The sequence below is a fragment of the Candidatus Desulforudis audaxviator MP104C genome (assembly GCF_000018425.1).
Lineage (GTDB): Bacteria > Bacillota > Desulfotomaculia > Desulfotomaculales > Desulforudaceae > Desulforudis > Desulforudis audaxviator.
Genome location: NC_010424.1, coordinates 325,692 through 348,674, shown reverse-complemented (window position 1 = coordinate 348,674; position 22,983 = coordinate 325,692). Strand labels below are relative to the sequence as shown.

26 protein-coding genes and 1 pseudogene are annotated in these 22,983 nt (G+C 60.2%); 8 read left to right on the top strand and 19 right to left on the bottom strand.

Annotation, left to right across the window (positions count from 1 at the left end; translation table 11 throughout):
• The first annotated feature begins 410 nt into the window (after positions 1-410).
• Both DAUD_RS13045 and DAUD_RS13040 read left to right on the top strand, forming a co-directional pair.
• On the top strand, positions 411-596 hold the full coding sequence (locus DAUD_RS13045; RefSeq protein WP_408609608.1) for a transposase: 186 nt from the start codon (positions 411-413) through the stop codon (positions 594-596).
• Positions 597-634: 38 nt separating this feature from the next.
• Positions 635-757, top strand: coding sequence for a hypothetical protein (locus tag DAUD_RS13040; protein WP_408609602.1), 123 nt, complete (start codon positions 635-637; stop codon positions 755-757).
• A 556-nt stretch (positions 758-1,313) separates the two neighbouring features.
• On the opposite strand, the gene DAUD_RS01685 is transcribed toward DAUD_RS13040, so the two are convergent.
• Entirely contained in the window at positions 1,314-2,642 is a 1,329-nt protein-coding gene (locus DAUD_RS01685) for an ISNCY family transposase (RefSeq protein ID WP_041570721.1), read from the bottom strand.
• Between the two features lie 130 nt (positions 2,643-2,772).
• Between DAUD_RS01685 and DAUD_RS01680 the strand changes: the two genes are divergently transcribed.
• Positions 2,773-3,045, top strand: coding sequence for a hypothetical protein (locus DAUD_RS01680; RefSeq protein ID WP_242647864.1), 273 nt, complete (start codon positions 2,773-2,775; stop codon positions 3,043-3,045).
• On the top strand, positions 3,011-3,439 hold the full coding sequence (locus DAUD_RS01675; RefSeq protein ID WP_012301471.1) for a PIN domain-containing protein: 429 nt from the start codon (positions 3,011-3,013) through the stop codon (positions 3,437-3,439). The genes DAUD_RS01680 and DAUD_RS01675 overlap by 35 nt, the downstream gene beginning before the upstream one ends.
• Positions 3,440-3,784: 345 nt before the next feature.
• Here DAUD_RS01675 and DAUD_RS13190 read toward each other — a convergent pair whose 3' ends face one another.
• The 4 genes from DAUD_RS13190 to DAUD_RS12885 all read right to left on the bottom strand — a co-directional run bounded on the left by DAUD_RS13190 (position 3,785) and on the right by DAUD_RS12885 (position 5,374).
• Complete coding sequence (locus tag DAUD_RS13190; protein ID WP_408609601.1) at positions 3,785-3,883, bottom strand: transposase; 99 nt, start codon at positions 3,881-3,883, stop codon at positions 3,785-3,787.
• Between the two features lie 109 nt (positions 3,884-3,992).
• Complete coding sequence (locus tag DAUD_RS01670; protein WP_200858714.1) at positions 3,993-4,736, bottom strand: SagB/ThcOx family dehydrogenase; 744 nt, start codon at positions 4,734-4,736, stop codon at positions 3,993-3,995.
• Between the two features lie 75 nt (positions 4,737-4,811).
• On the bottom strand, positions 4,812-5,237 hold the full coding sequence (locus tag DAUD_RS13185; RefSeq protein WP_012301469.1) for an IS3 family transposase: 426 nt from the start codon (positions 5,235-5,237) through the stop codon (positions 4,812-4,814).
• Positions 5,238-5,245: 8 nt separating this feature from the next.
• The gene (locus DAUD_RS12885) at positions 5,246-5,374 is read right to left on the bottom strand and encodes a hypothetical protein (RefSeq protein WP_012301468.1); all 129 of its coding nucleotides are present in this window, start codon (positions 5,372-5,374) and stop codon (positions 5,246-5,248) included.
• 272 nt (positions 5,375-5,646) lie between these two features.
• Between DAUD_RS12885 and DAUD_RS12225 the strand changes: the two are divergent.
• Positions 5,647-5,766 (top strand): annotated as a pseudogene (locus DAUD_RS12225) (DDE-type integrase/transposase/recombinase); the annotation flags it as partial.
• Positions 5,767-5,800: 34 nt separating this feature from the next.
• Positions 5,801-5,923 (top strand): hypothetical protein, encoded by a 123-nt coding sequence (locus tag DAUD_RS12880; RefSeq protein WP_278183775.1) that lies wholly within the window; start codon positions 5,801-5,803, stop codon positions 5,921-5,923.
• Between the two features lie 258 nt (positions 5,924-6,181).
• On the opposite strand, the gene DAUD_RS01650 is transcribed toward DAUD_RS12880, so the two are convergent.
• The 3 genes from DAUD_RS01650 to DAUD_RS01640 are packed head-to-tail and all read right to left on the bottom strand — an operon-like array spanning position 6,182 to position 8,218.
• Complete coding sequence (locus DAUD_RS01650) at positions 6,182-6,709, bottom strand: macro domain-containing protein (protein WP_012301467.1); 528 nt, start codon at positions 6,707-6,709, stop codon at positions 6,182-6,184.
• A gap of 29 nt (positions 6,710-6,738) precedes the next feature.
• A complete protein-coding gene (locus DAUD_RS01645) occupies positions 6,739-7,038 on the bottom strand; it encodes a hypothetical protein (RefSeq protein ID WP_012301466.1) in 300 nt (99 codons plus the stop codon).
• Entirely contained in the window at positions 7,025-8,218 is a 1,194-nt protein-coding gene (locus tag DAUD_RS01640; RefSeq protein ID WP_012301465.1) for an ArsA family ATPase, read from the bottom strand. The genes DAUD_RS01645 and DAUD_RS01640 overlap by 14 nt, the downstream gene beginning before the upstream one ends.
• 203 nt (positions 8,219-8,421) lie before the next feature.
• On the opposite strand from DAUD_RS01640, the gene DAUD_RS01635 reads away from it, so the two are divergent.
• Positions 8,422-8,838: a PadR family transcriptional regulator gene (locus DAUD_RS01635; protein ID WP_012301464.1), complete on the top strand. Its 417-nt coding sequence runs from the start codon at positions 8,422-8,424 to the stop codon at positions 8,836-8,838.
• Complete coding sequence (locus tag DAUD_RS01630) at positions 8,838-9,665, top strand: extracellular solute-binding protein (RefSeq protein WP_012301463.1); 828 nt, start codon at positions 8,838-8,840, stop codon at positions 9,663-9,665. Before DAUD_RS01635 ends, DAUD_RS01630 begins: the two co-directional genes overlap by 1 nt.
• Positions 9,666-9,833: 168 nt before the next feature.
• On the opposite strand, the gene DAUD_RS01625 is transcribed toward DAUD_RS01630, so the two are convergent.
• The 11 genes from DAUD_RS01625 to DAUD_RS01575 form a co-directional block, all read right to left on the bottom strand.
• A complete protein-coding gene (locus DAUD_RS01625; protein WP_012301462.1) occupies positions 9,834-10,793 on the bottom strand; it encodes a sulfite exporter TauE/SafE family protein in 960 nt (319 codons plus the stop codon).
• A 391-nt stretch (positions 10,794-11,184) separates the two neighbouring features.
• Complete coding sequence (locus DAUD_RS01620) at positions 11,185-13,233, bottom strand: sodium-translocating pyrophosphatase (RefSeq protein ID WP_012301461.1); 2,049 nt, start codon at positions 13,231-13,233, stop codon at positions 11,185-11,187.
• A gap of 119 nt (positions 13,234-13,352) precedes the next feature.
• A complete protein-coding gene (secG, locus tag DAUD_RS01615) occupies positions 13,353-13,580 on the bottom strand; it encodes a preprotein translocase subunit SecG (RefSeq protein ID WP_041571036.1) in 228 nt (75 codons plus the stop codon).
• A 106-nt stretch (positions 13,581-13,686) separates the two neighbouring features.
• Entirely contained in the window at positions 13,687-14,970 is a 1,284-nt protein-coding gene (gene eno, locus DAUD_RS01610) for a phosphopyruvate hydratase (protein WP_012301459.1), read from the bottom strand.
• A gap of 181 nt (positions 14,971-15,151) precedes the next feature.
• The gene (gene gpmI / locus DAUD_RS01605) at positions 15,152-16,681 is read right to left on the bottom strand and encodes a 2,3-bisphosphoglycerate-independent phosphoglycerate mutase (protein ID WP_012301458.1); all 1,530 of its coding nucleotides are present in this window, start codon (positions 16,679-16,681) and stop codon (positions 15,152-15,154) included.
• Positions 16,678-17,448: a triose-phosphate isomerase gene (gene tpiA, locus DAUD_RS01600; protein WP_041570718.1), complete on the bottom strand. Its 771-nt coding sequence runs from the start codon at positions 17,446-17,448 to the stop codon at positions 16,678-16,680. Before tpiA ends, gpmI begins: the two co-directional genes overlap by 4 nt.
• Positions 17,449-17,461: 13 nt before the next feature.
• A complete protein-coding gene (locus DAUD_RS01595) occupies positions 17,462-18,643 on the bottom strand; it encodes a phosphoglycerate kinase (protein ID WP_012301456.1) in 1,182 nt (393 codons plus the stop codon).
• Between the two features lie 27 nt (positions 18,644-18,670).
• Positions 18,671-19,708, bottom strand: coding sequence for a type I glyceraldehyde-3-phosphate dehydrogenase (gene gap, locus DAUD_RS01590; RefSeq protein ID WP_012301455.1), 1,038 nt, complete (start codon positions 19,706-19,708; stop codon positions 18,671-18,673).
• A 120-nt stretch (positions 19,709-19,828) separates the two neighbouring features.
• Positions 19,829-20,770, bottom strand: coding sequence for a DNA-binding protein WhiA (whiA, locus tag DAUD_RS01585; protein WP_041571035.1), 942 nt, complete (start codon positions 20,768-20,770; stop codon positions 19,829-19,831).
• A gap of 116 nt (positions 20,771-20,886) precedes the next feature.
• Positions 20,887-21,771 (bottom strand): RNase adapter RapZ, encoded by an 885-nt coding sequence (rapZ, locus tag DAUD_RS01580; RefSeq protein WP_012301453.1) that lies wholly within the window; start codon positions 21,769-21,771, stop codon positions 20,887-20,889.
• A 12-nt stretch (positions 21,772-21,783) separates the two neighbouring features.
• Positions 21,784-22,851 carry a bifunctional phosphoglucose/phosphomannose isomerase gene (locus tag DAUD_RS01575; RefSeq protein WP_012301452.1) on the bottom strand — a complete coding sequence of 356 codons (1,068 nt, stop codon included), beginning with the start codon at positions 22,849-22,851 and terminating at the stop codon, positions 21,784-21,786.
• Positions 22,852-22,983 lie beyond the last annotated feature (132 nt).

The window sequence follows — 22,983 nt, the reverse complement described above, 5'->3', positions numbered from 1 at the left end:
CGGCCGGAAATCCAAAGAAAGCACAAAGCACTATCCGGGCCGGTTTTTGCTGCCCGGAAGGGGCGGTAATATAAAAGACCTTCATACCAAAAACAAACTTCGGCATGAAGGTCTTGCCTGCGGCCTTACACTAATATTACTATTCTGCCGTCCTGAAAGCGGACCCTTTATGGCCGTACTGACGCCCTCAGAAAAACCGGCTACTCCCCTTCAGCGGTTATCTTACCTTCCCCAGCAGATTTTGTAAAGGGGTTTGTGATAATTTCTTTCAATGGCCTGACTATGCGCCACTGTGGGTGGGGGTCAAGTCCGAATTTGTGTGTAAATTCCCTCTGGCAGATAAGATCACCCCGTTTTAAGCTGCATTTATCTGAGTATCGGCATTACTCGCCTCCTTGTGCTGTTTTTCCGTGTTAAACTTCCACTCTACCCGGAAAATAGCCGGGTTTAACCTTACGGAAAACAGTTCCGGATCGCGTAAGGGCAAAACAGGGATATCCAAGCGGGGGTGCCCGGGGTTAAGAAACCTTTTATATCAGGCCTCTCTTGCTCTGGTGTCTAAAACCCGGAATTTAAGGCCCTGTACCGGCACCTGAGAACTCGCCGGGAAAACCCCCTTAAAGGTAAGCAGGCATTGGTGGTTATAGCCTGCAAGTTGTTAAGGGTAATGTTCACCCTGGCCAAAGAAAACCGCCTGTACGATCCGGAAAAGGTTTTGGGCGCGTACCGGCAACAGCAGTTGAAATACGCTGCCTGAACAGATGTTATGAGGGCTGTGGATATGCCGCTTCGCTTGGGCAACGCTCCGCGTTGCCCACATACCCACAGCCCAGGCGGCGGAAGGACCATCAACAACAACAAATAATGAAAATAAGTCTTGGGTGGGGGAAACCGAATCACTCCATTAGGGCATGACCCTGTAACCGAGTAACGGTGCCCCACCCGCCCCCATTAGGCTGAACGAAGGAATGTCAGGGCAAAGGACCCAGGGAGGCATGATAGGGTAAGCAGGGGGCGATAAGTGGGCAGACCACCCAAGATGAATGTTTTCAAACGACTACCCCCATTATAGAAATTCTGTCAATGGCCAGTGAAAATGTCACCCTAAAACACACTAACTTGGACTGAGAAAATGTCACCTTTGTAATCGTTAAAATGGTCTGAGGAAATGTCACCTTTGAAACCGCCGTCCAAGATTATTCCTCTCGCCTGTTGGCCGTCAAGGGCAAGGGCTACGCCGCCGCGGACGCGGCCCCTTGACGGCTGGCCAGGCGAGAGGTGACAGGTGACTCAAGGGTTTCAAGGTTGCTCATTTAAAAGGCGTACTTGCGGAAGCGCTTTCTCTTGGCTTCCAGGTACGCTTCCACTGGTGTTGAAGGCTTGGGCGCTATGGGAGAAATCTGGCGCCAGGGATGATCCGCAGTCACCGGAGCAGGTTCCCGGCGGGGCTTGGCTTGACGGATCTCCGCCTTAGGTGCCGGCTGGGGAACGAACTCCCTTAGCGAAAACACCTTATCGCCATACTTGGCGCTTATCGTCCCGTCCAGATGAGTAAGGACCGTAACCTTCGCCCTGGGCGCCAGGCTAACTGCTTGATCTTTGACATCGATAAGCTGGTAAGTCTTACAGTGAAACGAGATCGTGGAACCATTGGAAGCCGTACGCTCTTCCCGAAAGGCAATAATCTCGTTGAGCCGTTCACTGGTGGGTGCGGGTTTAAAGGCCGGTTCCGGATCGGCGGCCCAAACGGCGAAGCGGGCGTTGAAGCGCTCAATAAAGACCGGGAGAAAGGCGTTCGCGTCTTCAATGTTGGAGATCCCTCGCAGGCGCATCTCTATCACCAGACGGCTCTGCAGGGTTTCCCACAAACGTTCTATACGCCCTTTGGCTTGGGGAGAGCGTGCCTGAATATGATTGATTCCCAATTCCTCCAGGGCCTTACCGAACTGGGTCAGGGCAACGGTTTTGCCGGCCAGCTCCTCATCAATGGACAACTTGTCCTTCTTCGGTGAGAAGAAGATGGAGTGGCCGTCCGTATAGAGGCTCACCGGGATTCCGTGATTTATGACCGTTAGGTTTAAGACCATCAAGTAACCGTACAGATCCTCTTCGGGCCGGAACCAAAGTGCCAGGATCTTACCGGTGGCGTCATCAATATTACCGTGGAGGCAGGCCTTGGGGCCACGATCTTCAAACCAGGCGTACGGGCTGGCGTCGCTTTGGACCAAAAGCCCTTCTTGAGGCATGCGCTCGCGGGAGCGCCGTTTCCGCCGCTTGGCTCGGCGGCTGTGCCGATTCTTGATACCGGCCTGCTTGAATATGCGACGCAAGCTGCGGCCCGAGATCGAAATTTCATATAGTTCCTCAAGCAGCTCAGCCATATGCTCGCAACTTGCGTCCTTGAGTTCTTCTGAGGCGAGGCTGATGATCCGGTCCCGGACGTCGTGGGTTATAGCGTGTTTTGGTTTACGGCCTCGGTTTTTGTGGACGAGGAAAGCCTCACCCTCCTGTTTCATTCCTTTCTTGAGGCGCATAACCTGACGTTCGCTGAGACCAAGGAGGATGGCAGCCTGCCGAATGGATACCTTGCCTGCAAGGACCCGTTCCATAATACCTAGTCTCCTGGCTTCCTTGGGTTTCAAGAAAACGTCTCCCTTCATGGGTGACATTTTCTCAGACCGCTTATGAGGTGACAATATCACAGGCCAATAGCACCCCATTATAGAAATTCTTGCAGAAAAGCTTTCTCGATACTATAATGTGGTCATGGAGGTGACCACATTGGAGTTCATTTCGGTACGCGATTTCAAAGCGCAGGCGACGCGCATAATTCGCGAGGGGCGGGATGTATTGATTATGAGAGGTGGAAAACCTGCTGGTTTTTTCGTTCCTTGGGATGAACTCAAAGCTGACAGCAGCTTTCGCAGGGCGGCGCTCGAAGTTCTCATGGCGAGACTGAAGCAGGAGCGGACTGAGAAAGGGGTAACCGAAGAGGAAGTGATGGCCGACTTTGAGTCTTTCAGGAAAGATCGCCGTAGACGCTAACGTCATTCTCTCTGCTGTAATCGGGGGAAAGGCTGGCAGGATCTTTCGTGAGGCAACAGCGCTGGAATTTGTGACCGTGCCTGCTATACTGGATGAGGTCAAAAAATACCTGCCGGTTCTTGCGAAGAAAAAGGGTCTGAGCCTTGGGCTCATGCGTAGCGTGTTGGATCTATTACCGTTGACTATAGCTTCTGAAGAAACGTATGCAGATTTTTTGGACCAAGCGCGTGTTCAGGTTGGCAACCGCGATCCGGACGATGTACCCCTTCTGGCCCTAGCGCTGAGTCTGGCCTGCCCAGTTTGGTCAAACGATGATGATCTTAAAGGGTTAGCCGAGGTAAAAGTGTACACAACCGCCGAGTTGCTGGCGAAGAGAAATACTCTCATAGGATAACAGGCTCTGGTCTGTCAAACAGTTCTTGAAAGTAAGGGCTTGAACCCAAAGTGGCTTTTGGGTGTTCAAATGTAGGAGGCGCAAAGCGAAGGCCTCCTCTTCAAGAGGCATTTTGTCGTCTGTGGCGCCTGCGGGGCTAAATGGGAGAACATTAGTGAAAAGGGCATGACCTTAGTAGAAGGCCCTCCAGAACAACTGGAAACGAGGTCAAGTCCGATTTTGTGTGTAAATTTCCTCTGGCAGATAAGATCACCCCGTTTTAAGCTGCATTTACCTGAATATCGGCATTACTCACATCCTTGCGCTGTTTTTCCGTGTTAAACTTCCACTCCCAGTAATCCGCCATTAATAGCGATGTCCTGTGGCCCATACCTCGTCGATTTCTACGAGCACCGCCCCGATCAAGCGGAAAGCCGACTCCTCGTTGGGAAAGATCCGGATCACCCGCTTCCCGCCGGGGCCACCAGCATGACGAGGCGGTGATAGAGCTCACGAGCCCCACCAATCTTGCGTATGACCTGATTCGCCAAGGGCTCCGCCACTACGCGTCATTCTAACTCTGAATGATTCCAACCGGCATCACATACAGCGGTGCCTCTTTCCGCGGTAGTTGCAGGACCTCCGCCACTTCTTCGTCCTGGAAAGCCCCGACCACGACCGTGCCCAGCCCCAGCGCCTCGGCCTGCAGGTGGATATTCTGCCCCACATGCCCGACTTCCATGTGGGCGTACCGGATGCCACGTTCCCCGTACCGGTCCGTGATCCGGTCGTAGGTGGCGGTGATGACCACCGCCACCGGCGCCGCGGCGACAAACATCTGCCCCAGGCAGGCCCGGGCCAACTGCCGGCGCCGGTCGCCAGGCGTCAGCAGGCCCAAGGCGTGTTCCTGGGGACAATACCGGTAAATACCTGCTTCCAGCCCTTCAATCTCGCCCACTACCGGGTAAAGATCCAGCGGGTATTGGGCTCCGGCACTCGGCGCGGCCCGGCGAAACCGCTGGGCCGGATCCGGGTGCGGATCGGTAATCCCCTGCGCGGCCCAGAGCAGTTGGGCCAGCTGTTCCAGTTTCAGCGGGGCTGCTCGAAAACTCCTTTCGGATCTCCGACCGGCCACCGCCGCCTCCAGGGACATTTCCCCCGTTAACCGGGAGGCGGGCAACGCAATCGCTTTCCCTCCAGCGACTTCTCGGGCGATATTTTCGCCGGGATCCGCTGGTACTCTGTTTCGCGCTGCTTCCTTCCCGGTAGCGCAGCCGGCTGCGGTCAGGACCACCCATCCCAGCCCCGCTCCGGCCACTGTATAGAGAAAATCCCGCCTTGAAAGCCTTTTCCGCAAGGACATCATTATTCACCCCGCCACTCCAGCAGTTTTTCACGCGTCGATGACCGCAAATAAATACCCCCAACCGTCGGCACCGCACCATACCTTGGTCATATCAACCTGGAAGTGCTCGTTTGAGCGGATTACCGGGATGCGGCCTGATTCTTTGGTACGCTTCGCAACACGTTCTTTGACCGGTACGGTGAGGCCTTCTTCCTGCATGATCCGCTGCACTTTCTTCCGGTTGATGGAGCGCCCTAATCGGTTCCGTAAGACGGCGGTAACCCGGCGGTAGCCGTAAGTCGGGAACTGGATGCAGATCCTGATGATCGCCTGCTTTACCTCGGCGTCTTTGTCGGGCCGCTCTTTTTGGGGCTTGTCAAGGAGCAAGCTGTAACAATACGTTCTGTTCAAGTCGAGGGTCTTGGCAATAAGGGTGATCTTATACCCGTCCTTATGGAGTGTCTGAACCAGCACCCGGACGGTTACTTCAGGACCCAGTTGGTCTTTTTTTTAAGGATGTCAATCTGCATGGTCTGTTCGCCGATTTTGGCCTGGGCCTCCCGGAGTTTGCGCTCCAGTTCTTGTTCCCGGCTGGAGGGACCGTTCTGCAAAGCGGTCTTGCCACCCTTTTAAGGAAAGCATCTCGCCAGCGATAGAAAAGGGATTGGGAGACCTGATGTTCACGGCAGATGGCGGCAATGTTAGCTTCAGGTAACAGGCCCGCGAGGACGATTTGCATCTTTTCTTTGCATCTTTTCTTCGGCGGTCCATCGATGTTTCGGCATGGTTGTTTTCCTCCTCATTTTGTCCGCTCCCATTCTACCATGAAAGAGCCGTAACAAAGTACGGGTGGACACTACCGTGGTCGAGGCCAACATCTACAGTGACCCATCCCAACCACGTTTGGGGCATTGATATCACCTATATCCGGTTGCACAGGGGCTGGATGTACCTAGTAGCCATCATGGACTGGTACTCGCGCTATGTAGTAAGCTGGGAACTTTTGGTATAAGAGTGAAAGGGAGCAGGGGGTAAGGGTGTCTGCAGACAACAGGACTCTTTTTTCGGTTTACAACCGCATTTCCGGGCGGAGCGGGCTTTTGGGGCGAAGGGCCGGGCAGGTGCGTGCCGTGGTGAACTGGTTTGCCCGCCGGGGCTGAGCGGTAGAACCCCACGCGCTGCCGCGGGCCCATTGGGATGGCGCTGCGGGTACGGTTATCCCGCCGGTGCTGCCGGCGTTCGACGCCAACAAATACCGGGTGATTACGCGGCCAACCTGAACATTTGGCCCCACCAGCCCCTGGAACAACTTTTGGATAACATGCACGTCCAGAAACCCAAGGGGTCCCGCCCCGGGTTTGTAACTTACACAAATGAAAAGACGGTGCTGATTGAACCCCGCCCGGTGGAGGAGTAAATCAGGCGGACGCCAGCGCTTCTTCGTGGACGCGCACCGGTTCCGCATCGCGCAAAACAAAACGGATCCTTTTGACCGATTTAAGCGCCGGAATGGTTTCCACGATGGCCCGGCAGGCCTCTTCAGCCGCCTCCCTGACCGGGTAACCGAAGGCACCGGTGGAGATGGCCGGAAAGGCGATCGAGGATATTTCGTACCGGTCGGCAAGCTTCAGGGCATTCCGGTAGCAGTCGGCCAGCAGCCGGTCGGACGGCTTATCCACGCCGTAAACCGGCCCCAGGCAGTGGATCACGAAGCGGTTCGGCAGTTTGTGGGCACTCGTGATCACCGCCTGTCCGGGCTTGATCGGGGCCAGCGGCCGGCACTCCTCGGCCAACCCAGGTCCGGCCGCCCGGTGTATGGCACCGGACACCCCGCCGCCCGGGCGCAGTTCGGCATTGGCCGCGTTGACCACGGCGTCAAACCCCTCCTGCCGGGTGATGTCTCCCTGCACGCACTCGATGGTCACGCCCTTGATCGTCCGCGCCACGTTCTACACCCCCTCCCGCCGACTTCGGGCTACTCGATCTCGATCTTCCGGCGCGTCTTGTCTGCCGGTTCCGGTTGCATGGCCAGCATCTGGTCGAGCAGGCAGCGGGCGGCCAGCAGGGTCTCCCGCCGGGCATTGCGCAAGTGGCGGGCCACCGGCACCGGGAGGGCAGCAACGAAAGCCGCCTCCAGCATGCGGGGCAGCAAGAAGAGTCGTCCCGCCGGACAGGCCGCGCAGGTTAGTTCCTTTGGGTCCGCCGCCCTCCTCTGCTCGGCATTGCCGACCGGCTGATCCTTGGTCTCCACCCTTTCCTGGTCATGATGAGTCACGGGTCTCACCTCCAAACCGTATTTTCAACACGCCGTTTGTAAAACCGGCGCTCGTGGCGGTGCGGCCAACCAGCGCCCGCGGCAGCAAGACGTTACGCTTGAATTCGCCCACCTGGATCTGCAGTTCGTCCCCCTTTTGCGCCAAAGAAACCTGACCCTTTTCGACAAAGGGCAACCTGATCGAGAGCAGGTACCCGTCCCCCTCCCGGACAATGCTCTGGGAAAAGCCCTGATAGAATAGCCGGGTCGGGTCCTCCGCCCCAAAACAGCTCTGGGCCAGGGCGCGTAAGGACTCCTCGCCCACCACCTCGTGCTCGAAGAGCGGCGCCCGAAAAATGGGCAAAGGCGCAAAACTCTGCTCAATGACCGCCACGTATTTTTCCTGCAAATCCTTCCAGCCGCGGAAATAGTCGTCCCCCACCTCGGCGGGCAGCAACCGGTTGATCACCACCAAATCGGTGGGAAAACCGAAGAGATTAAAATAAGTAAAACTTCGGCAGGCTTCCTTGATGACCATCTTTTCGGCGTTCACGACCAGCCGCAGGCTGCTTTGTGTGGTATCGGTCAACAACGCGTGCATTTTCTCCAGCTCGCGCACAAAGGACGCCACGGTATCGAGGACGTCAACCGTCGGCAAGGGCACACTCACCAGCGGCTGGGCCACCGGCCGGGCAATCTTGAGCACGGCCCGCTGCACCGGAAAGATCCGCTGCAGCCACCACCGGGCCAGATCCGGATAGCTCAACAACCGCAGGGTTTCCCCGGTCGGGGCGCAGTCCATGATGATGACGTCGTAGCGCCCCTCCTCGTGGTGCCGTTTTATTTCCAGGAGACAGAACAGCTCCTCCAGCCCCGGAAAGACGACCAGTTCCTCGACCGAGATCTCACTCAGGGTCTCGCCGACCTGCTTGCTCCGAAAGAGGGCGGTCAGGTAATCCCGGATCTTGCCCCAGTTGCGCTCAAGTTGACGCCGCGAGTCAACCTCCTGGACCCAAAGGTTGGGCGCCACGGCCACTGGTTCGGGACCAATGGGCCGGTCGAAGGAATCGCCCAGGCTGTGCGCCGCATCGGTGGACAGCACGATGGTGCGGTAGCCCAGTTCGGCGGCCCGCAAGGCCGTCGCCGCCGCGACGCTGGTTTTCCCCACCCCACCCTTGCCGGTATAAACAATAATGCGCACGGGCACACGCTCCTTCACGTATCATTGTAGCCCATACCCCGTCCCGTAATAAACCCCCAGGCGGGAAAACCGGCCACTCGCCTCCAAACAAAATGCACTGGGCCACAGGCCGGTCCCTTGCCGTTGTCCTTCGTGTCTATTGTCTCCGGTGCCTTTTTTGTGGTATTTCTATGACAAGCCCTTTGAGGGAGCGTCTTGAAACGATGAACGCCGGACCAAACCGCCCGCCGGAGGCGGAACTTGCCCTTCTCCTGCAGACCCACACCGAAAAACTGATCTGGCCTTGTCTCCTCTTCCTCCTGTACCGCAAGCCGGCTCACGGGTACGAGCTGATTCAGTCCCTGAACAGGATGGACCTGCCGGAAGGTGAGGCCGACCCGGCCACCATCTACCGGAACCTGCGCCGCATGGAGGAAGAAGAACTGGTGACCTCCCGCTGGGAGGCCGGACCTTCCGGTCCCGCCCGGCGGCTTTACCACCTGACTCCGGCGGGGAAGCAGGCTTTGCATCTGTTCGCCCACTTGCTGCGGGAAAAAAAAGAGAAAATGGAGCAGTTTCTCCGCCAGTACCGGGAACTCTTTCCGGCCGGACCGGCGGAAAACGGGAAAGAGGGAGAATAATGCTGCCCAAACCCGATGATTCTTTGACCATTCTCCACGCGGGCGCCTTGCGCCACCCGCTCCGGGAGTGCGCACGCCTCTTCAACCGGGCGCACCCCAAGGTCGACCTGCGCCTGGAGGCCGCCGGCTCGCTGGCTTGCGCCCGCCGCCTGCTGGAGGGCCGCCATGCGGACATTGTCGCCCTGGCCGACCCGATACTCTTCGAAAAGCTCCTGGTGCCCCGGCTGGTCCAGCGTTACTTTGTCTTCGCCATCGACCAGATGGTGATTACTTTCGACGACCTCTCCCGGCACAGCCGCTACATCAACGCGGACAACTGGATGGATGTCCTTTTAGAACCGGAAGTGACCTTCGGCCGGTCCGACCACAATCTGGACCCCGCCGGCTACCGGACCCTGATGCTCTGGCAGTTGGCCGAGCAGCACTACGGCCGTCCCGGCCTGTTCGACCGGTTGAACCAAAAGTGCCGCCCGGAACACATCTACGCCAAATCGGTCGACCTGACGCCGGCCATCCGTGATGGTCGGTTGGACTACGGGTTCGGGTACCAGTGCGTCGCCCGGCAGGACGGCTTGCTTTTCGTGCGCCTGCCCGAGAGGATCAACCTGTCCAACCCAGCCCATGCGGACTATTACGCGCAAGCCTCGGTGGACATAGACAGCCCGCTTACCGGCCTGCGCACGACAGTGCACGGCGCGCCGGTGGAGTTCGCAGCCGGCTGCACCGAACAAGCCCAGAACCGGGAATTGGCGAAGGCTTTCCTGGACCTGCTCATCAGCCGCGACGGCCAGAAAATCCTCGAGGAATCCGGCCTGGTGCCCTACTGAGGCTTTCCTACCCTACTTCCGGCATATCTATCTCGTCGTGAGGCCGGCAACCGTGGCTGTTCCAGACCAGGCAAGAGCGCCATGATTGCCCGGAGCCCCCGAAAACCGAAGGCGGGAACACCGCCAAGCGCTGTTCCCGCACCTTCCCAGCTTTTTTGAAGGGATACCCTAGTAGAAGAACTGCACGACGTACCGCAACGCGGTGGAAATGAGGATGAAAGCTAGCAGCCACTTGATGATGTCGGCCGGGACGAATTTTTGAGCCCTGGCCCCAAGGTACATTCCCACCACGCCGCCGAACCCGAACAGGACGCCGAGCAGCCAGTCCGGCGCCACCACCAAGTGCGGATAAAAGGGGGCGATCACCTGGTAGAAGACAACCGCCGTCAGGGACGTGAGAAAGGTGCCCATCAGGCACGCCCCGGCGATGGTGTACACCGGCAGGTGGAACATGGCCACGAAGACCGGAGCGATGATCGCCCCGCCGCCGATGCCGTAAATCCCGCCCACAATGCCCACCAGCGCGGAAAAAGAAATGATGATCACGGGGTTGACCGCAAAAGACTCGCCGTAGAAAGCATACTCCATCCTGGTTAGGCTAAACTGCTTCACCTCGGTCCGGGGCAGAGCCGTCTTGCCTTCCTCCTGAGCGGTCGCCGCGGTCTTGCGGAACTCGCTGACCAGTTCCTGAAACCGCCGTTCCGCGGACTTCGCCCCGGTTCCGGGAGCCGGTTTTTTAAGCAGGGACCTGACCATCACCACACCGATATACAAAAGCACCAGCCCGGCAAAGAACTTGAAAGCAGCCGGGTCCGGCAAGTAGTGCACGCGCGCGAACACCCCCAGGAATACGCCGGGGATAGTGCCCACGATCATCATCCAGGTCAGGGGCCAGACCATGCGCCCTTCCCGGATGTAACGGTACACCCCGCTGGGAATGCCCACGACGTTAAAAAGATGGTTGGTGGCGCTGACCGCGGGAGTGGTGAACCCAAGCACGCTTACCTGGAACGGTAACAGCAGGTTCGCTCCGGACACCCCGCCCATGCTGCAGACGAAGGCCACCGCGAAACCGGCCAGAAAAGGGATCCACGGCGCCACTTCGATTCCGGCCACTGGGAAATACACGTTAACCACCTCCTAATTCAAGCAAAACTCCTCTTATACCAAAAATAGTACGCTTTCTTACTAACCGTTTGACTAATCGCCGGTGAAAGCCGATAGAAATCCATTAAATGGCATGACTGTCCTGACCCAGATTAGTGAACAGAGCTAAAATGCAGCAACCCCCCCTCGGGGCCGTACGCCCATTCCCGCGAATCTAATAACGTAAGTTGAAGCACAGTTTTGTAGCTATGTGCATGTTGCATATAGCATAGTATAGCATTACGTTGGAACAATAGCAATTATTTTGTTACCAAAACCACAATGTCTTGGGGGGTGATGGTGGGTGTGCGTACATTGAAAAGCCCCCGCGTTCCGCGGGGGCTTTCGTTACGTGCCACCTCTTAGAGGCCTATTACCTGACGATGTGGAAGATCAGCGGAACCATGAGCAGGGCCACCACGTTCACGACCTTGATGACCGGGTTGACCGCCGGGCCCGCAGTGTCCTTCAGCGGATCGCCCACGGTGTCGCCGGTGACCGCGGCCTTGTGGGCCTCACTGCCCTTGCCGCCGTACATGCCTTCCTCAATCCACTTCTTGGCGTTGTCCCAGGCGCCGCCGGCGTTGTTCTGGAAGCAGGCCATGTAGATGCCCACCACGATCACACCGATCAGCACGCCGCCCAGAGCCAGCGGACCCAGGATGAAACCGACCAGCAAAACGGTAACGACCGGGATCAGCCCGGGAACGACCATTTCCTTCAGCGCGCGCTTGGTGACGATGTCCACGCACCGGCCGTACTCCGGCTTCGCGGTGCCTTCCATGATGCCGGGGATTTCCCGGAACTGGCGCCGCACCTCTTCCACCACGGAGAAGGCCGCGCGGCCCACCGCGCCGTTGGCCAGCGAGGAGAACATGAACACCACCGCGCCGCCGATGAACAGGCCGGCCAGCACCAGCGGGTCACCCAGCTTGAAGACGTATTCCGCGGCCGCACCGGCCCCTGCGGACGCTTTCTTCAAGGCGTTTACGTAGTCCGCAAAGAGCACGATGGCCGCCAGGGCCGCCGAACCGATGGCGTAACCCTTGGTGACCGCCTTGGTGGTGTTGCCGACGGCGTCCAGCGCGTCAGTCACGTTGCGGACTTCGGGAGGCAGGTCGGCCATCTCGGCGATACCGCCCGCGTTGTCGGTGACCGGACCGTAAGAGTCGAGGGCCACGATCATGCCGCACATGGAGAGCATAGCCATGGAGGCGATGCCGATGGCGTACACACCTTCGCCGCCGCCGCCGCCGACGTAGTAAGCGGCCAGAATACCCGCTACAATCATCAGAGTCGGGGGAATGGCGGACTCCATACCCACCGAGAGACCCGTGATGATGTTGGTACCGTGACCGGACTGGGAAGCGTGGGCAATGGACCTAACCGGCCGGTAGTTCTTGGACGTATAGTAATCGGTAATGTACATGATCAATACCGTGGCTACCACACCGACTATGGCCGCGAAAAACATGGTGACATCACCCAGCATCCAGGCGGTGATCGGGTAGAAACCGATCAGGGCAAGAATCGCCGACACCCAGACGCCCTTGTACAGCGCGCTCATGATGTTGGTGCTGCCGCCCAGGCGTACGAAGAACACACCAATGATGGAAGCGACGATCGCTACCGCGCCCAGCGCCACCGGGTACAGGATGTACTCAAGCGCGCCGCCGAAGATCAGGTAACCGAGCAGCATCGCGCCGACAGCCGTCACCGCGTAGGTCTCGAACAGGTCGGCGGCCATACCGGCGCAGTCACCGACGTTGTCACCGACGTTATCGGCGATGGTCGCCGGATTCCGCGGGTCGTCCTCAGGAATGCCAGCTTCGACTTTGCCCACCAGGTCCGCGCCCACGTCGGCGCTCTTGGTGAAGATGCCGCCGCCGATCCGGGCGAAGAGAGCAATCAGGCTGCCACCGAAGCCGAGACCAACCAGAGCGTGCACCGCCTGCGAGACATTGTTGGGATCATAAAAGGCAATAAAGACACCGGACAAACCGAGCAGAGCAAGACCGACGCACATCATCCCCGTAACCGTGCCGGCTTTGAAGGATACGTTAAGGCCGTAGGACAACCCTTGTTTCGCCGCTTCCGCCACACGGGCGTTGCTGCGGGTGGATACGCTCATACCGATAAAGCCGCAAAGACCAGAGAAGAAGGCGCCCACGACAAACGCAAACGCCGTCTGCCAGTCGAGAGCAAGAAACAGAGCTACCGCCACAATCACGCCAACCACCGCGATGGTTTTGTACTGGCGCGCCAAGTACGCCATCGCCCCCTCCTGAACGGCCTTGGAGATCGACTGCATCTTTTCCGTGCCTGCCGGACGGCCCATGAGCCAACTGGTCAGGTAAAGGGCAAACAGAATGGCCAGAAGCGACGCCCCGACGCCGATCCATGGAATCAGGTTCACATCCATGTAACAAACCCACCTCCATCACACAATTTATTATTGTAGAAGATCACCGGAGCCTTTCACCATCTCCAGCATCAACCACCCCCCGTTAACGAGTCGGCAAAGGGCCAAAAAATTTGCTGCTACTTCCAAACGGTCAAAACCACGGACAAGAGACCGAAAATAACAGCCAAAACTACGGTTACTTTCCCAAAGAACTGGTCCAGGCCCTTCTTCTTGCCGAAAAAGGTCTCGGCCCCCCCGGCGATGGCTCCGGAAAGTCCGGCGCTCTTGCCCGACTGCAAGAGGATTACGGCGATCAGTGCAAGGGCGATCAGGGCGTGTATTCCCATAACGATGCTTTTCAACAACATGCCAAACAACTCCTCGCAATACCGATGGATATTATAGCATAGCTACATATCGCCTGCAACGTCAAAAAAGCAGGGATTCCAGAGACGGCGCTTATTCAGGTCCTTACAGGTGGTAGAAGTTCCTCCGGCCCCGAAATACGGCAGTCTCGCCCAATTCCTCCTCAATCCGGAGCAGGTGGTTGTACTTGGCCACCCGTTCCGTCCGGCACGGGGCACCGGTCTTGATTTGCCCGGCCCCGGTGGCTACCGCCAGGTCCGCGATGGTCACGTCCTCGGTCTCACCCGAACGGTGCGAGATCACCGCGGTGTAACCCGCTCTCCGGGCCCGGCTGATGGTCTCCAGGGTTTCGGTCACCGTACCGATCTGGTTCACCTTTATCAGAATAGAATTTGCTATTTTCGAAGCAATTCCTCTTTCCAGCCGCTGGGGATTCGTTACAAACAGATCATCCCCCACCAGCTGCACCCGGCCGCCCAAACGCGCGGTGAGTTCCCGCCAGCCTTCCCAGTCCTCTTCGGCTAACCCGTCCTCAATGGAGATGATCGGGTAGTTCTGGATCAATTCCTCATAGTAGCCGATCAGCTCGCCGGCCGTAAGCGTCCTGTTTTCCCCGGCCAGGTGGTAACGGCCTTCCCGAAAGAACTCGCTCGCGGCCGCGTCGAGGGCCAGCAGCACGTCCTCTCCGGGACGGTACCCGGCGGTCCGAATCGCCTCCAAGATCAGGTCGAGCGCCTGCGCGTGTGATTCCAGGAACGGGGCGAAACCGCCCTCGTCCCCCACCGTGGTGCCCAGACCCCGGGATTTCAAGACCTTTTTCAGCGCGTGGTAGACTTCCACCCCGCAGCGCAGAGCGCCCGCAAAGGTGGACGCGCCCACCGGCACGATCATGAACTCCTGGATGTCCAGGTTGTTGTCGGCGTGCCGGCCCCCGTTGAGGATGTTCAACTGCGGCACCGGCAGCTCACGGGCATGGGTCCCGCCCAGATAGCGGTACAGGGGCAGGCCGACCCCGTTGGCCGCGGCCTTGCACACCGCCAGGGAGACCCCCAGAATGGCGTTGGCCCCGAGCTTGCTCTTGTTTTCGGTGCCGTCCAGTTCGATCAGGGCGGTGTCGATGGCCACCTGGTCGGTGGCGTCGGCGCCGGTGATCTCCGGGGCGATGATGGCGTTGACGTTCGCCACCGCCCGGCTGACTCCCCGGCCGAGGAAGCGGTGCATATCCCCGTCGCGCAGCTCGACCGCCTCGAAGGTCCCCGTGGACGCGCCCGACGGTACGGCCGCCCGGCCCAGTGTGCCGTCGTCGAGAATGACGTCGACCTCGACGGTGGGGTTGCCGCGTGAATCAAGGATCTCCCGGGCAAAGATATCGGCGATGAAAGTGGACACAACATTGACCTCCTTAGTACGAATTCGAAAAGGGGTCAGGCCCCTTTTTACCTTCTTTGACCTTCTTGGAATAAGGAGTCAGACACCTTTTCCGGCGTAGACGCTGGTCCAATAAGATAGCCTGGCCATTTGGACCAGAATGTAAAATCCGGAATTCAGAATCCAGAAAGTCCCCCCTTTTTCAGGAGAGGAGTGAGGTACCCGTCATTTCCGGCGGCTTGGGCAACCCCAACAGGTCGAGAATCGTGGGGGCCACGTCCTGCAAGCTTCCCGGGCGCAGGGACCGGCCCGCCACCGCCTCCCCTATGATCAGCAGGGGCACCGGGTTGCAGGTATGAGCCGTAAGCGGGCAGCCTTCCGCGTCGCACATGTGCTCGGCGTTGCCGTGATCCCCCGAAACGAGTACCGTCCCGCCTCGGGCCAGCACGGCCTCCACGACCCGGCCCAGGCACTCGTCCACCGTTTCGACGGCCTTGATGGCGGCCGAGAGGTCTCCAGTGTGCCCGACCATGTCGGGATTGGCGTAATTCATGATGATTATGTCGTATTTTTCGATATTCGCCAGAAAGGCGTCCGTTACCTCTCGGGCGCTCATCTCCGGTTTCAAATCGTAGGTGGGGACTTTCGGAGAGGGGATCAGGAGCCGGTCCTCCCCCGGGTCGCGTTGTTCCACGCCCCCGTTGAAAAAGAAAGTGACGTGCGCGTATTTTTCGGTTTCGGCCAGGCGGAGCTGGCGCAACCCATGCCGGCTCAAGACGTTGCCCAGAGTGTTGGTGAGTTCCTGGGGACCGAAAGCAACCGGCGCTACAATGGTCCGGTCGTACTGGGTGAGACACACGAAGTCCGGAAAGGCGGGCGCCGGACCCCGTTCAAAACCGCCGAACTCGGCATCCGTGAAAGACCTGGTGATCTGGCGGGCCCGGTCCGGCCGGAAGTTGAAGAAAACCAGCGCGTCCCCGTCACGCACCTGGGCGACCGGCCGGCCATCCCGGACAATCACGGTCGGCTGGATGAACTCGTCGGTTTCCCCCCGCTCGTAGCCCTTTTCCACGGCCTGCCGGGCCGAGGAAGCCCGGAGGCCCTCGCCGTAGACCATGGCCCGGTAGGCCCGGGCCGTGCGCTCCCACCGCCGGTCCCGGTCCATGGCGTAGTACCGCCCTATCACCGAGGCCACGGCCCCGTACCCCAGCGTTTTCAGCTTGTCCTCCAGCGCCTCGACGTATTCCAGAGCGTTGGCCGGGGGCACGTCCCGGCCGTCCAGGAAAGCGTGCACGTACACGGAACGCTGGTCCAGCCGCCCGGCCAGTTCGAGCAGGGCGAAAAGGTGGCTGATGTGGCTGTGCACGCCGCCGTCGGACAAAAGTCCCATCAGGTGCAGGGCGTGCCCGTTTCTCCGGGAGGCCTCAATGCTCGTCCTAAGAACCGCGTTTTCAAAAAAACTCCCGTCCCTGACGGCACGGGTGATTCGGGTCAGATCTTGGTACACAATGCGGCCGGCGCCAAGGTTCAGGTGCCCGACCTCCGAGTTTCCCATCTGGCCGGGGGGAAGCCCCACGTCCTCGCCCGAGCACTTGAGCACGGTACGGGGCCAAACGCTCCGGTACCGGTTCCAGTTGGGGGTGTCGGCCTGAGCGATGGCGTTCCCCTCCACCCGGTCCCCGCAGCCCCAGCCGTCCAAAATCACCAGGACCAGCGGCGTGTTCGGGCTCAACGCCCCACCGCCCCCCCGGTCTCCCGGATGATGCCGGCGAAACTCTCGACCTTCAGGCTCGCCCCTCCCACCAGGGCCCCGTCGATGTCCGGCTGGGATATCAGCGCACGGGTGTTCTCCGGTTTAACGCTGCCCCCGTACTGGATCCGGACCCGGTCCGCCGCCTCCCGGCCGAAGAGTTCGGCCACCAGGGCGCGGATCCGGGCGCTTACCTCCTGGGCGTCCGCGGGACTAGCGGTCCGGCCCGTCCCGATCGCCCAAACCGGTTCGTAGGCGATGACCAGCCCGGCCACCGCGTCCGCCGGCAATCCGGCCAGGCACCCCTGGATCTGGGCGGTGACCACCTTCTCGGTCCGGCCCGCCTCGCGCTCGTCCAGGGACTCCCCCACGCAGACGATCGGGACCAGCCCCCGGTCCAGCGCGGCCCAAGCCTTGCGGTTCACGTTCGCGTCGGTTTCCCCGAAGTACTGCCGCCGTTCGGAGTGGCCGAGGATCACGTACCGGCAGCCGATCTCCGCCAGCATCACCGGCGAAACCTCGCCGGTGAAAGCCCCTTCGGCTTCCCAGAACATGTTCTGGGCGGCCAGGCCGATGAACGACCCGGCCAACACCCCGGCCACCGGTACCAAAGCCGGAAACGGCGGTGCAACCACGATTTCCACGTTATCAACGCCGGCACTCGCCTCCTGGAGCCGCCTCACGAATTCCACGGCTTCGGAAGGCGTCTTGTACATCTTCCAGTTGCCGGCGATAATCGGCTGGCGCACCAAAATCTCCTCCCTACCGGTTCTGCAGGACGGCCACGCCCGGGAGTTCCCGGCCCTCCAGCAGTTTCAGCGAAGCGCCCCCGCCGGTAGACACGTGGGTCACCTGGTCGAGTACACCCGCCTGTTTCACCGCCGCGACGGTGTCCCCCCCGCCGACGACGGTGGTCGCTTCGGCGGCGGCGATCACCCGGGCCAAATCCAGCGTGCCGCGGTCGAACCCGGGCACCTCGAAAAGGCCCACCGGTCCGTTCCAGAAGATGGTGCGCGCCGGCCGGAGCCGGTTGGCATACAGGCGCACGGTGCCGGAACCCAGGTCAAAAGCCGCCCAGCCCGCGGGGATGCTCTCCACCGCTACGGTCGCGCGTTTTTCGGGTTGCTCCCGATCCGGCGCCACCACCAGGTCGATCGGCAGCGTGATCCGCTCCCCCGGACCGGCCTTAGCCAACAGGTACCTGGCCGTCTCCAGCCGGTCGGCCTCCACCAGGGACGCCTGGAGATTGTGGCCCTGGGCCGCGAGGAAGGTGTTCGCCATTCCTCCGCCGACCAGGAGGTAGTCGGCCTTCTCGATGAGACGCTCCAGGACCCCGATTTTGTCGGAAATCTTCGCACCCCCGATTAGGGCCACGAACGGGCGTTCCGGAACGGACAGCAACCGCCCCAGGATGTCCAGTTCTCTCTCCAAGAGCAAACCGGCGACGGCCGGAAGGTGAGCGGCGATACCGGCGGTGGAAGCGTGGGCACGGTGGGCGGTTCCGAAGGCGTCGTTCACGTAGAGGTCAGCCAGAGCAGCCAGGCGGGAAGCGAATTCGGGGTCGTTTTGCTCCTCTTCCGGATAAAAGCGGATGTTCTCCAGCAGCAGAATGTCACCCGGGGCCAGTTCCCGGGAGGCGGCTTCGGTTTCCGGACCCACGGCCTCCGCAGCGAAACGCACCTGCCGGGCGGTCAGCGCGCTGAGTCTGTCGGCCACCGGCCGCAGGCTGAACCGGTCGTCGCGTTTGCCTTTGGGCCGGCCCAGGTGTGAAGCCAGGATCACGGCCGCCCCTCCGGTGAGCAGGTACTCGATGGTGGGCAGGACCGCGCGGATCCGGGTGTCGTCGGCCACCTCGCCCCGTTCGTTGAAGGGGACATTAAAGTCCACCCGCACAAAAACCCGTTTCCCGGCGATGTCCACGTCCCGTATCGTTTTCTTAAGCAAGCGTTTCTCCCTCCGTAGTCATCGGAGTTATTCCGGGAATCCCCTGGACGCGATATAGACGGCCAGGTCCACCACCCGGCAGGAATAACCCCATTCGTTGTCGTACCAGGCCACCACCCGGACCAGATTCCCGCCCAGGACCATGGTCGAGGGACCGTCAATGGTGGCGGAATGCGGGTCCCCGATATAGTCCACCGAGACCAGGGGGGTGTCCTCAAAGGCCAGAATGCCTTTGAGTTCGCCCGCGGCCGCTTCCCGCAGGGCGGCGTTGATTTCTTCCTCGGCGGCCTCCTGTTCGAGTTCGGCCACCAGGTCAACCACCGACACATTCGGCACCGGAACCCGCAGGGCGTAGCCGTTGATCCTGCCCTCGAGTTCGGGCAGCACCCGGCCGACCGCCTTGGCCGCTCCGGTGGTCGTCGGCACAATGGAAAGGGCGGCCGCCCTCCCCCGGCGGGGATCCCGGTACGGCATGTCAAGCAACTGCTGGCCGTTGGTGTACGCGTGCACCGTGTTCATCAACGCCTTCCGAATCCCGAACCGTTCGTGCAGCACCTTGGCGACCGGGGCCAGACAGTTGGTGGTGCAGGAGGCGTTGGAGACGATGTGGTGTCTTTCCGGGTCGTACAGGTGGTGATTCACGCCCATCACCACCATTAGGTCTGCGTCCACCGCCGGCGCGGTGATGATCACCTTCCTGCCACCGGCCCGGAGGTGGCCTCCGGCCCGGGCGGCGTCCTTGAACACCCCGGTCGACTCGATCACTATATCTGCTCCCAGTTCAGCCCACGGGAGGGCCGCCGGGTCTCCTTCCGCCAGAACCTTGATTTCCTTGCCCCGGAACAGCAAAACATCACCACGGGCGGCTATCTCAGAGTGGAACCGGCCGTGGACCGAATCGTGGCGGAGGCTGTACAGAAGGGATTCCGCGTATTCGGGCGTTGCGACCAGCCGCCGCGACTTGTGATTGACCGCCACCACCTCGACGTCTTCCCGGGCTAGGGCCGCGCGCATCACCAGCTTTCCGATCCGGCCGAACCCGTTGATTGCCAGTCTCACCGTCATTAGCCGTACTCCTCCCCTAGTATGAGTTGTTCCCGTCCTGCCTAACCGGCCAAAGATAATTGGCCACATTATAACAGGCCGGGTAGTGGATGGTAACCCCCGTATGCAGTTTGGTCCGGCTCAATTCCGGGTTCTGGAAGCCAAAATATGCTCGGCGATCTGTTCAAGCTTCCGCAGGCGATGGTTAACGCAAGACTTGCTCAAGGGAGGCTGGGCCAACTCACCCAGTTCACGCAGGCTGACTTCAGGATACTGCAGGCGCAGCCGGGCCACCTGGCGGAGCGGCGGGGAAAGCGTCTCCAGGCCGAACCGCTGCACCACCAGCCGGATGTGTTCCTCCTGGCGCACCCCGGCCGACACTGTTTTCCCCAGGTTGGCCGTGTCACAGTTCACCAGCCGGTTCACCCGGTTGCGCATATCCTTGTAGACGCGGGCGTTTTCAAAATCGAGCAGGGCCGCGTGCGCTCCCATGAGCTTAAGCGCGTCGGCCACCTGCTCGCCGTCCTTGAGGTACACTATCCAACCCCGTTTACGCGGGGAGAGGCGCCCCTCCAGGCCGACCTTGCGCATCAAGCCCGATAAGTCCGCCGCCATGCGCTGGTCCCCGACGGTGATTTCCAGGTGGTAGGATCCCCGGGGGCTGGAAACCGAACCGCGGGCCAGGAACGCCCCCCGGAGGTAAGACCGCCGGCAGCATTCCCGGCGCACCAGATCCCGTTTCAAACCGGGTCTGACCCGCAGGGAAACAGTGCACAGGCCCATTTCCTCCAGGGCGGGGCCCAAGCCGTCCTGGTTGCCGATCCGGACCAGATACTCGTTGTTTTTCTTCAGCCGCGGCTTGCGACGGATTTCCACCCGGGCGGCGAGCCTGAATTGCATCTTCAACGCCTTGAAAACCTTGCGGGCAATCGCCGCGTTTTCCGTCACGATCAGCAGTTCCGCCGGTCCGTGTACAAGGCGGCCGTTCAGCTTGGCCAGAGCCGCCAGTTCCGCCAACCGGCAGCAAGACGGCAACCCCTCGATCCGGGCCAGTTCGTCCTTGGTATGGGCAGAAAACGACACGGGCAAGCCCTGCCTCCCGCTGCTTATTATAGCATAATTAATTGAAATGGTGCTGATTTAAATTCCCATTAAGGGTCTTTTGGCCTGCAAATAATCGCTCATGAGTGTATATATGTCTAATAATTCGTGCCGGAAACGTCCCGGCCCAAGTCACGGTGACGGACCACGATCCGGTGTTTGCGTTCCCGCAGTTGTTCTCCCAGCCAGTCAGCCAGCACTACCGACCGGTGCTTGCCGCCCGTGCATCCGATGGCCAACGTCAGCGTGGTCTTGCCCTCCCGGATGTACTGCGGAATTAGGAAATCGAACAAGTTCACCAGATGGGAGAGGAATTCGCTGGTGGTCGGCGCTTCGAAGACGTACTCTCTTACCGGCTCGTCGAGCCCGGTCAGGGGCTGGAGTTGAGGTTCATAGTGGGGATTGGGCAAAAACCGGACGTCGATGACCAAGTCCGCATCCAGGGGAATCCCGTATTTGTAACCGAAGGAAACGGCGGTGATCGCCAAACGCTCCCGGTCTTCATTCCCTCCGTAGAGGTTGGCGATCTCCTGCTTGAGCTGGGCCACGGAGAAGTTGGAGGTGTCAATGATTTTGTGGGCCAAGCCGCGCAGTTCCCGCAGTGCCAGCCGTTCGGCCTCGATCCCTTCCACGATCTCCCCCGATGTGCTCAACGGGTGCGGGCGCCTGGACTCCTTGAAGCGGCGCACCAGGGTCTCGTTTGAGGCCTCCAGGTACAGGATCTCGTACCGCAGGCCCTGATTTTTAAGGTCCTTCAGCACATCCAGTACGGTGGCAAAGAACTCCCCGCCCCGGATGTCGACCACCAGGGCGATCCGCTCAATTTTACCCGTGGTCTGGGCGCAAAGCTCGGCAAACTTGGGTATGAGCTTTGGGGGCAAATTGTCAACGCAAAAGAACCCAAGGTCCTCCAGACATCGTACGGCCTGAGTCTTACCCGCCCCGGACAGACCAGTAACAATCAGGAGCCTGGTCCCCGCCATGACTCATCATCCCTATTCGTGTTTGGCCAGTTCGTTCTTGAGATAATCGATCACCCGCACCGGGCCGGGGTCGATCCCCGCCAGTGCCGCCACATACATGCTAGCGTAATCTCCCAGATAAATCAAGGAATAGAGCCGCGCCAGCTCGGTGGGGCCGGAGGCGAAAACCTCGGTCAGGCCGGCCGCCTTGCTGACCATTTCCCGGGTGATTTTCATCCGAAGCCGTACCCGCGGGTGATCGGCGTCGTCTTTCAGGATGATGATCCAGATCCGGCCCAGGAGGTCCTCGGGCTGTTCAAACCCGACCACCTCGTTGTGGTTCAGTTCGGGGAACACATTCCAGTAGGCGGGCGCCTTGGCGTTCTCGTTGAACTGTCCCTTCCAACGCTGGGCGACCACCTCGGTGGTGCCCGAGGCACCCCAGATCACGGGCAGGCGGCCTTGAAGGTTAAGCGCCAACTGCTTGGCCAGGTTTTCGCGGGTCGCCGTCTGGGGGCCGTACCGGTCGCGGAGTTCCTGCAGGTGTGCCGAAAGGCCTTCGACCTCGGCCTGCATCCCGGAAAAAAACCCCAGCCGCTCGAGCACGGCCACCATCGGGATGAAAAGGTACCCGGTTGCCGCGCGCGGGGCGATACCCCCAGGCACCCGGATCACCGTTTGACCGTCGGCGGCCGCCTTCTCCCCCAGTTTTCCGCCGGCGGTGATCGCCACCACGGACGCCCCCCGCTCCCGCGCCGCGTCGTAGGCGCTTAGGGTCTCCTCGGTGTTCCCGGAATAACTGACCGCGAAGACGAAGGTGTACTTGTTCACGAACCACGGCAGTGTGTAGTCCCGGTTGACCAGCACCGGGAGGTGCAGTTTGTCCGCGGCGAACACCCGCAGCAAGTCCCCGCCGATGGCCGAACCCCCGAGACCCGTCACCAGGATCTGCCGCCAGTCCGCGACTTCCGGCAGAGATGCTTCCCCGACCAGCGACCAGGCTTTTTCGCACTGCTCGGGCAGATTCCAGGCCGCCTGGAACATCCCCATGGAGTCCAGCGCGCTCAACTCCCGTGGGTTATCCAAAACACCACTCACCATGCCTCTTCCTCCCTCCATACCAAAAAGGTGTCTGACACCTTTTTACCTTCCCTGACTTTCTCCTCTCCCGGGTGACCAAAAAGGTGTCTGACACCTTTTTTGACACCTTTTTCACCCTTTCAGCCGGGGGGG

What these genes read in the sequence shown, in the direction of transcription:
- rapZ (WP_012301453.1), bottom strand. Translation starts at nt 21,771, where the DNA reads ATGGCGGGGACCAGGCTCCTGATTGTTACTGGTCTGTCCGGGGCGGGT.
- gap (WP_012301455.1), bottom strand. Translation starts at nt 19,708, where the DNA reads ATGACGGTGAGACTGGCAATCAACGGGTTCGGCCGGATCGGAAAGCTG.
- DAUD_RS01635 (WP_012301464.1), top strand. Translation starts at nt 8,422, where the DNA reads ATGAACGCCGGACCAAACCGCCCGCCGGAGGCGGAACTTGCCCTTCTC.
- DAUD_RS01620 (WP_012301461.1), bottom strand. Translation starts at nt 13,233, where the DNA reads ATGGATGTGAACCTGATTCCATGGATCGGCGTCGGGGCGTCGCTTCTG.
- DAUD_RS01630 (WP_012301463.1), top strand. Translation starts at nt 8,838, where the DNA reads ATGCTGCCCAAACCCGATGATTCTTTGACCATTCTCCACGCGGGCGCC.
- DAUD_RS01575 (WP_012301452.1), bottom strand. Translation starts at nt 22,851, where the DNA reads ATGGTGAGTGGTGTTTTGGATAACCCACGGGAGTTGAGCGCGCTGGAC.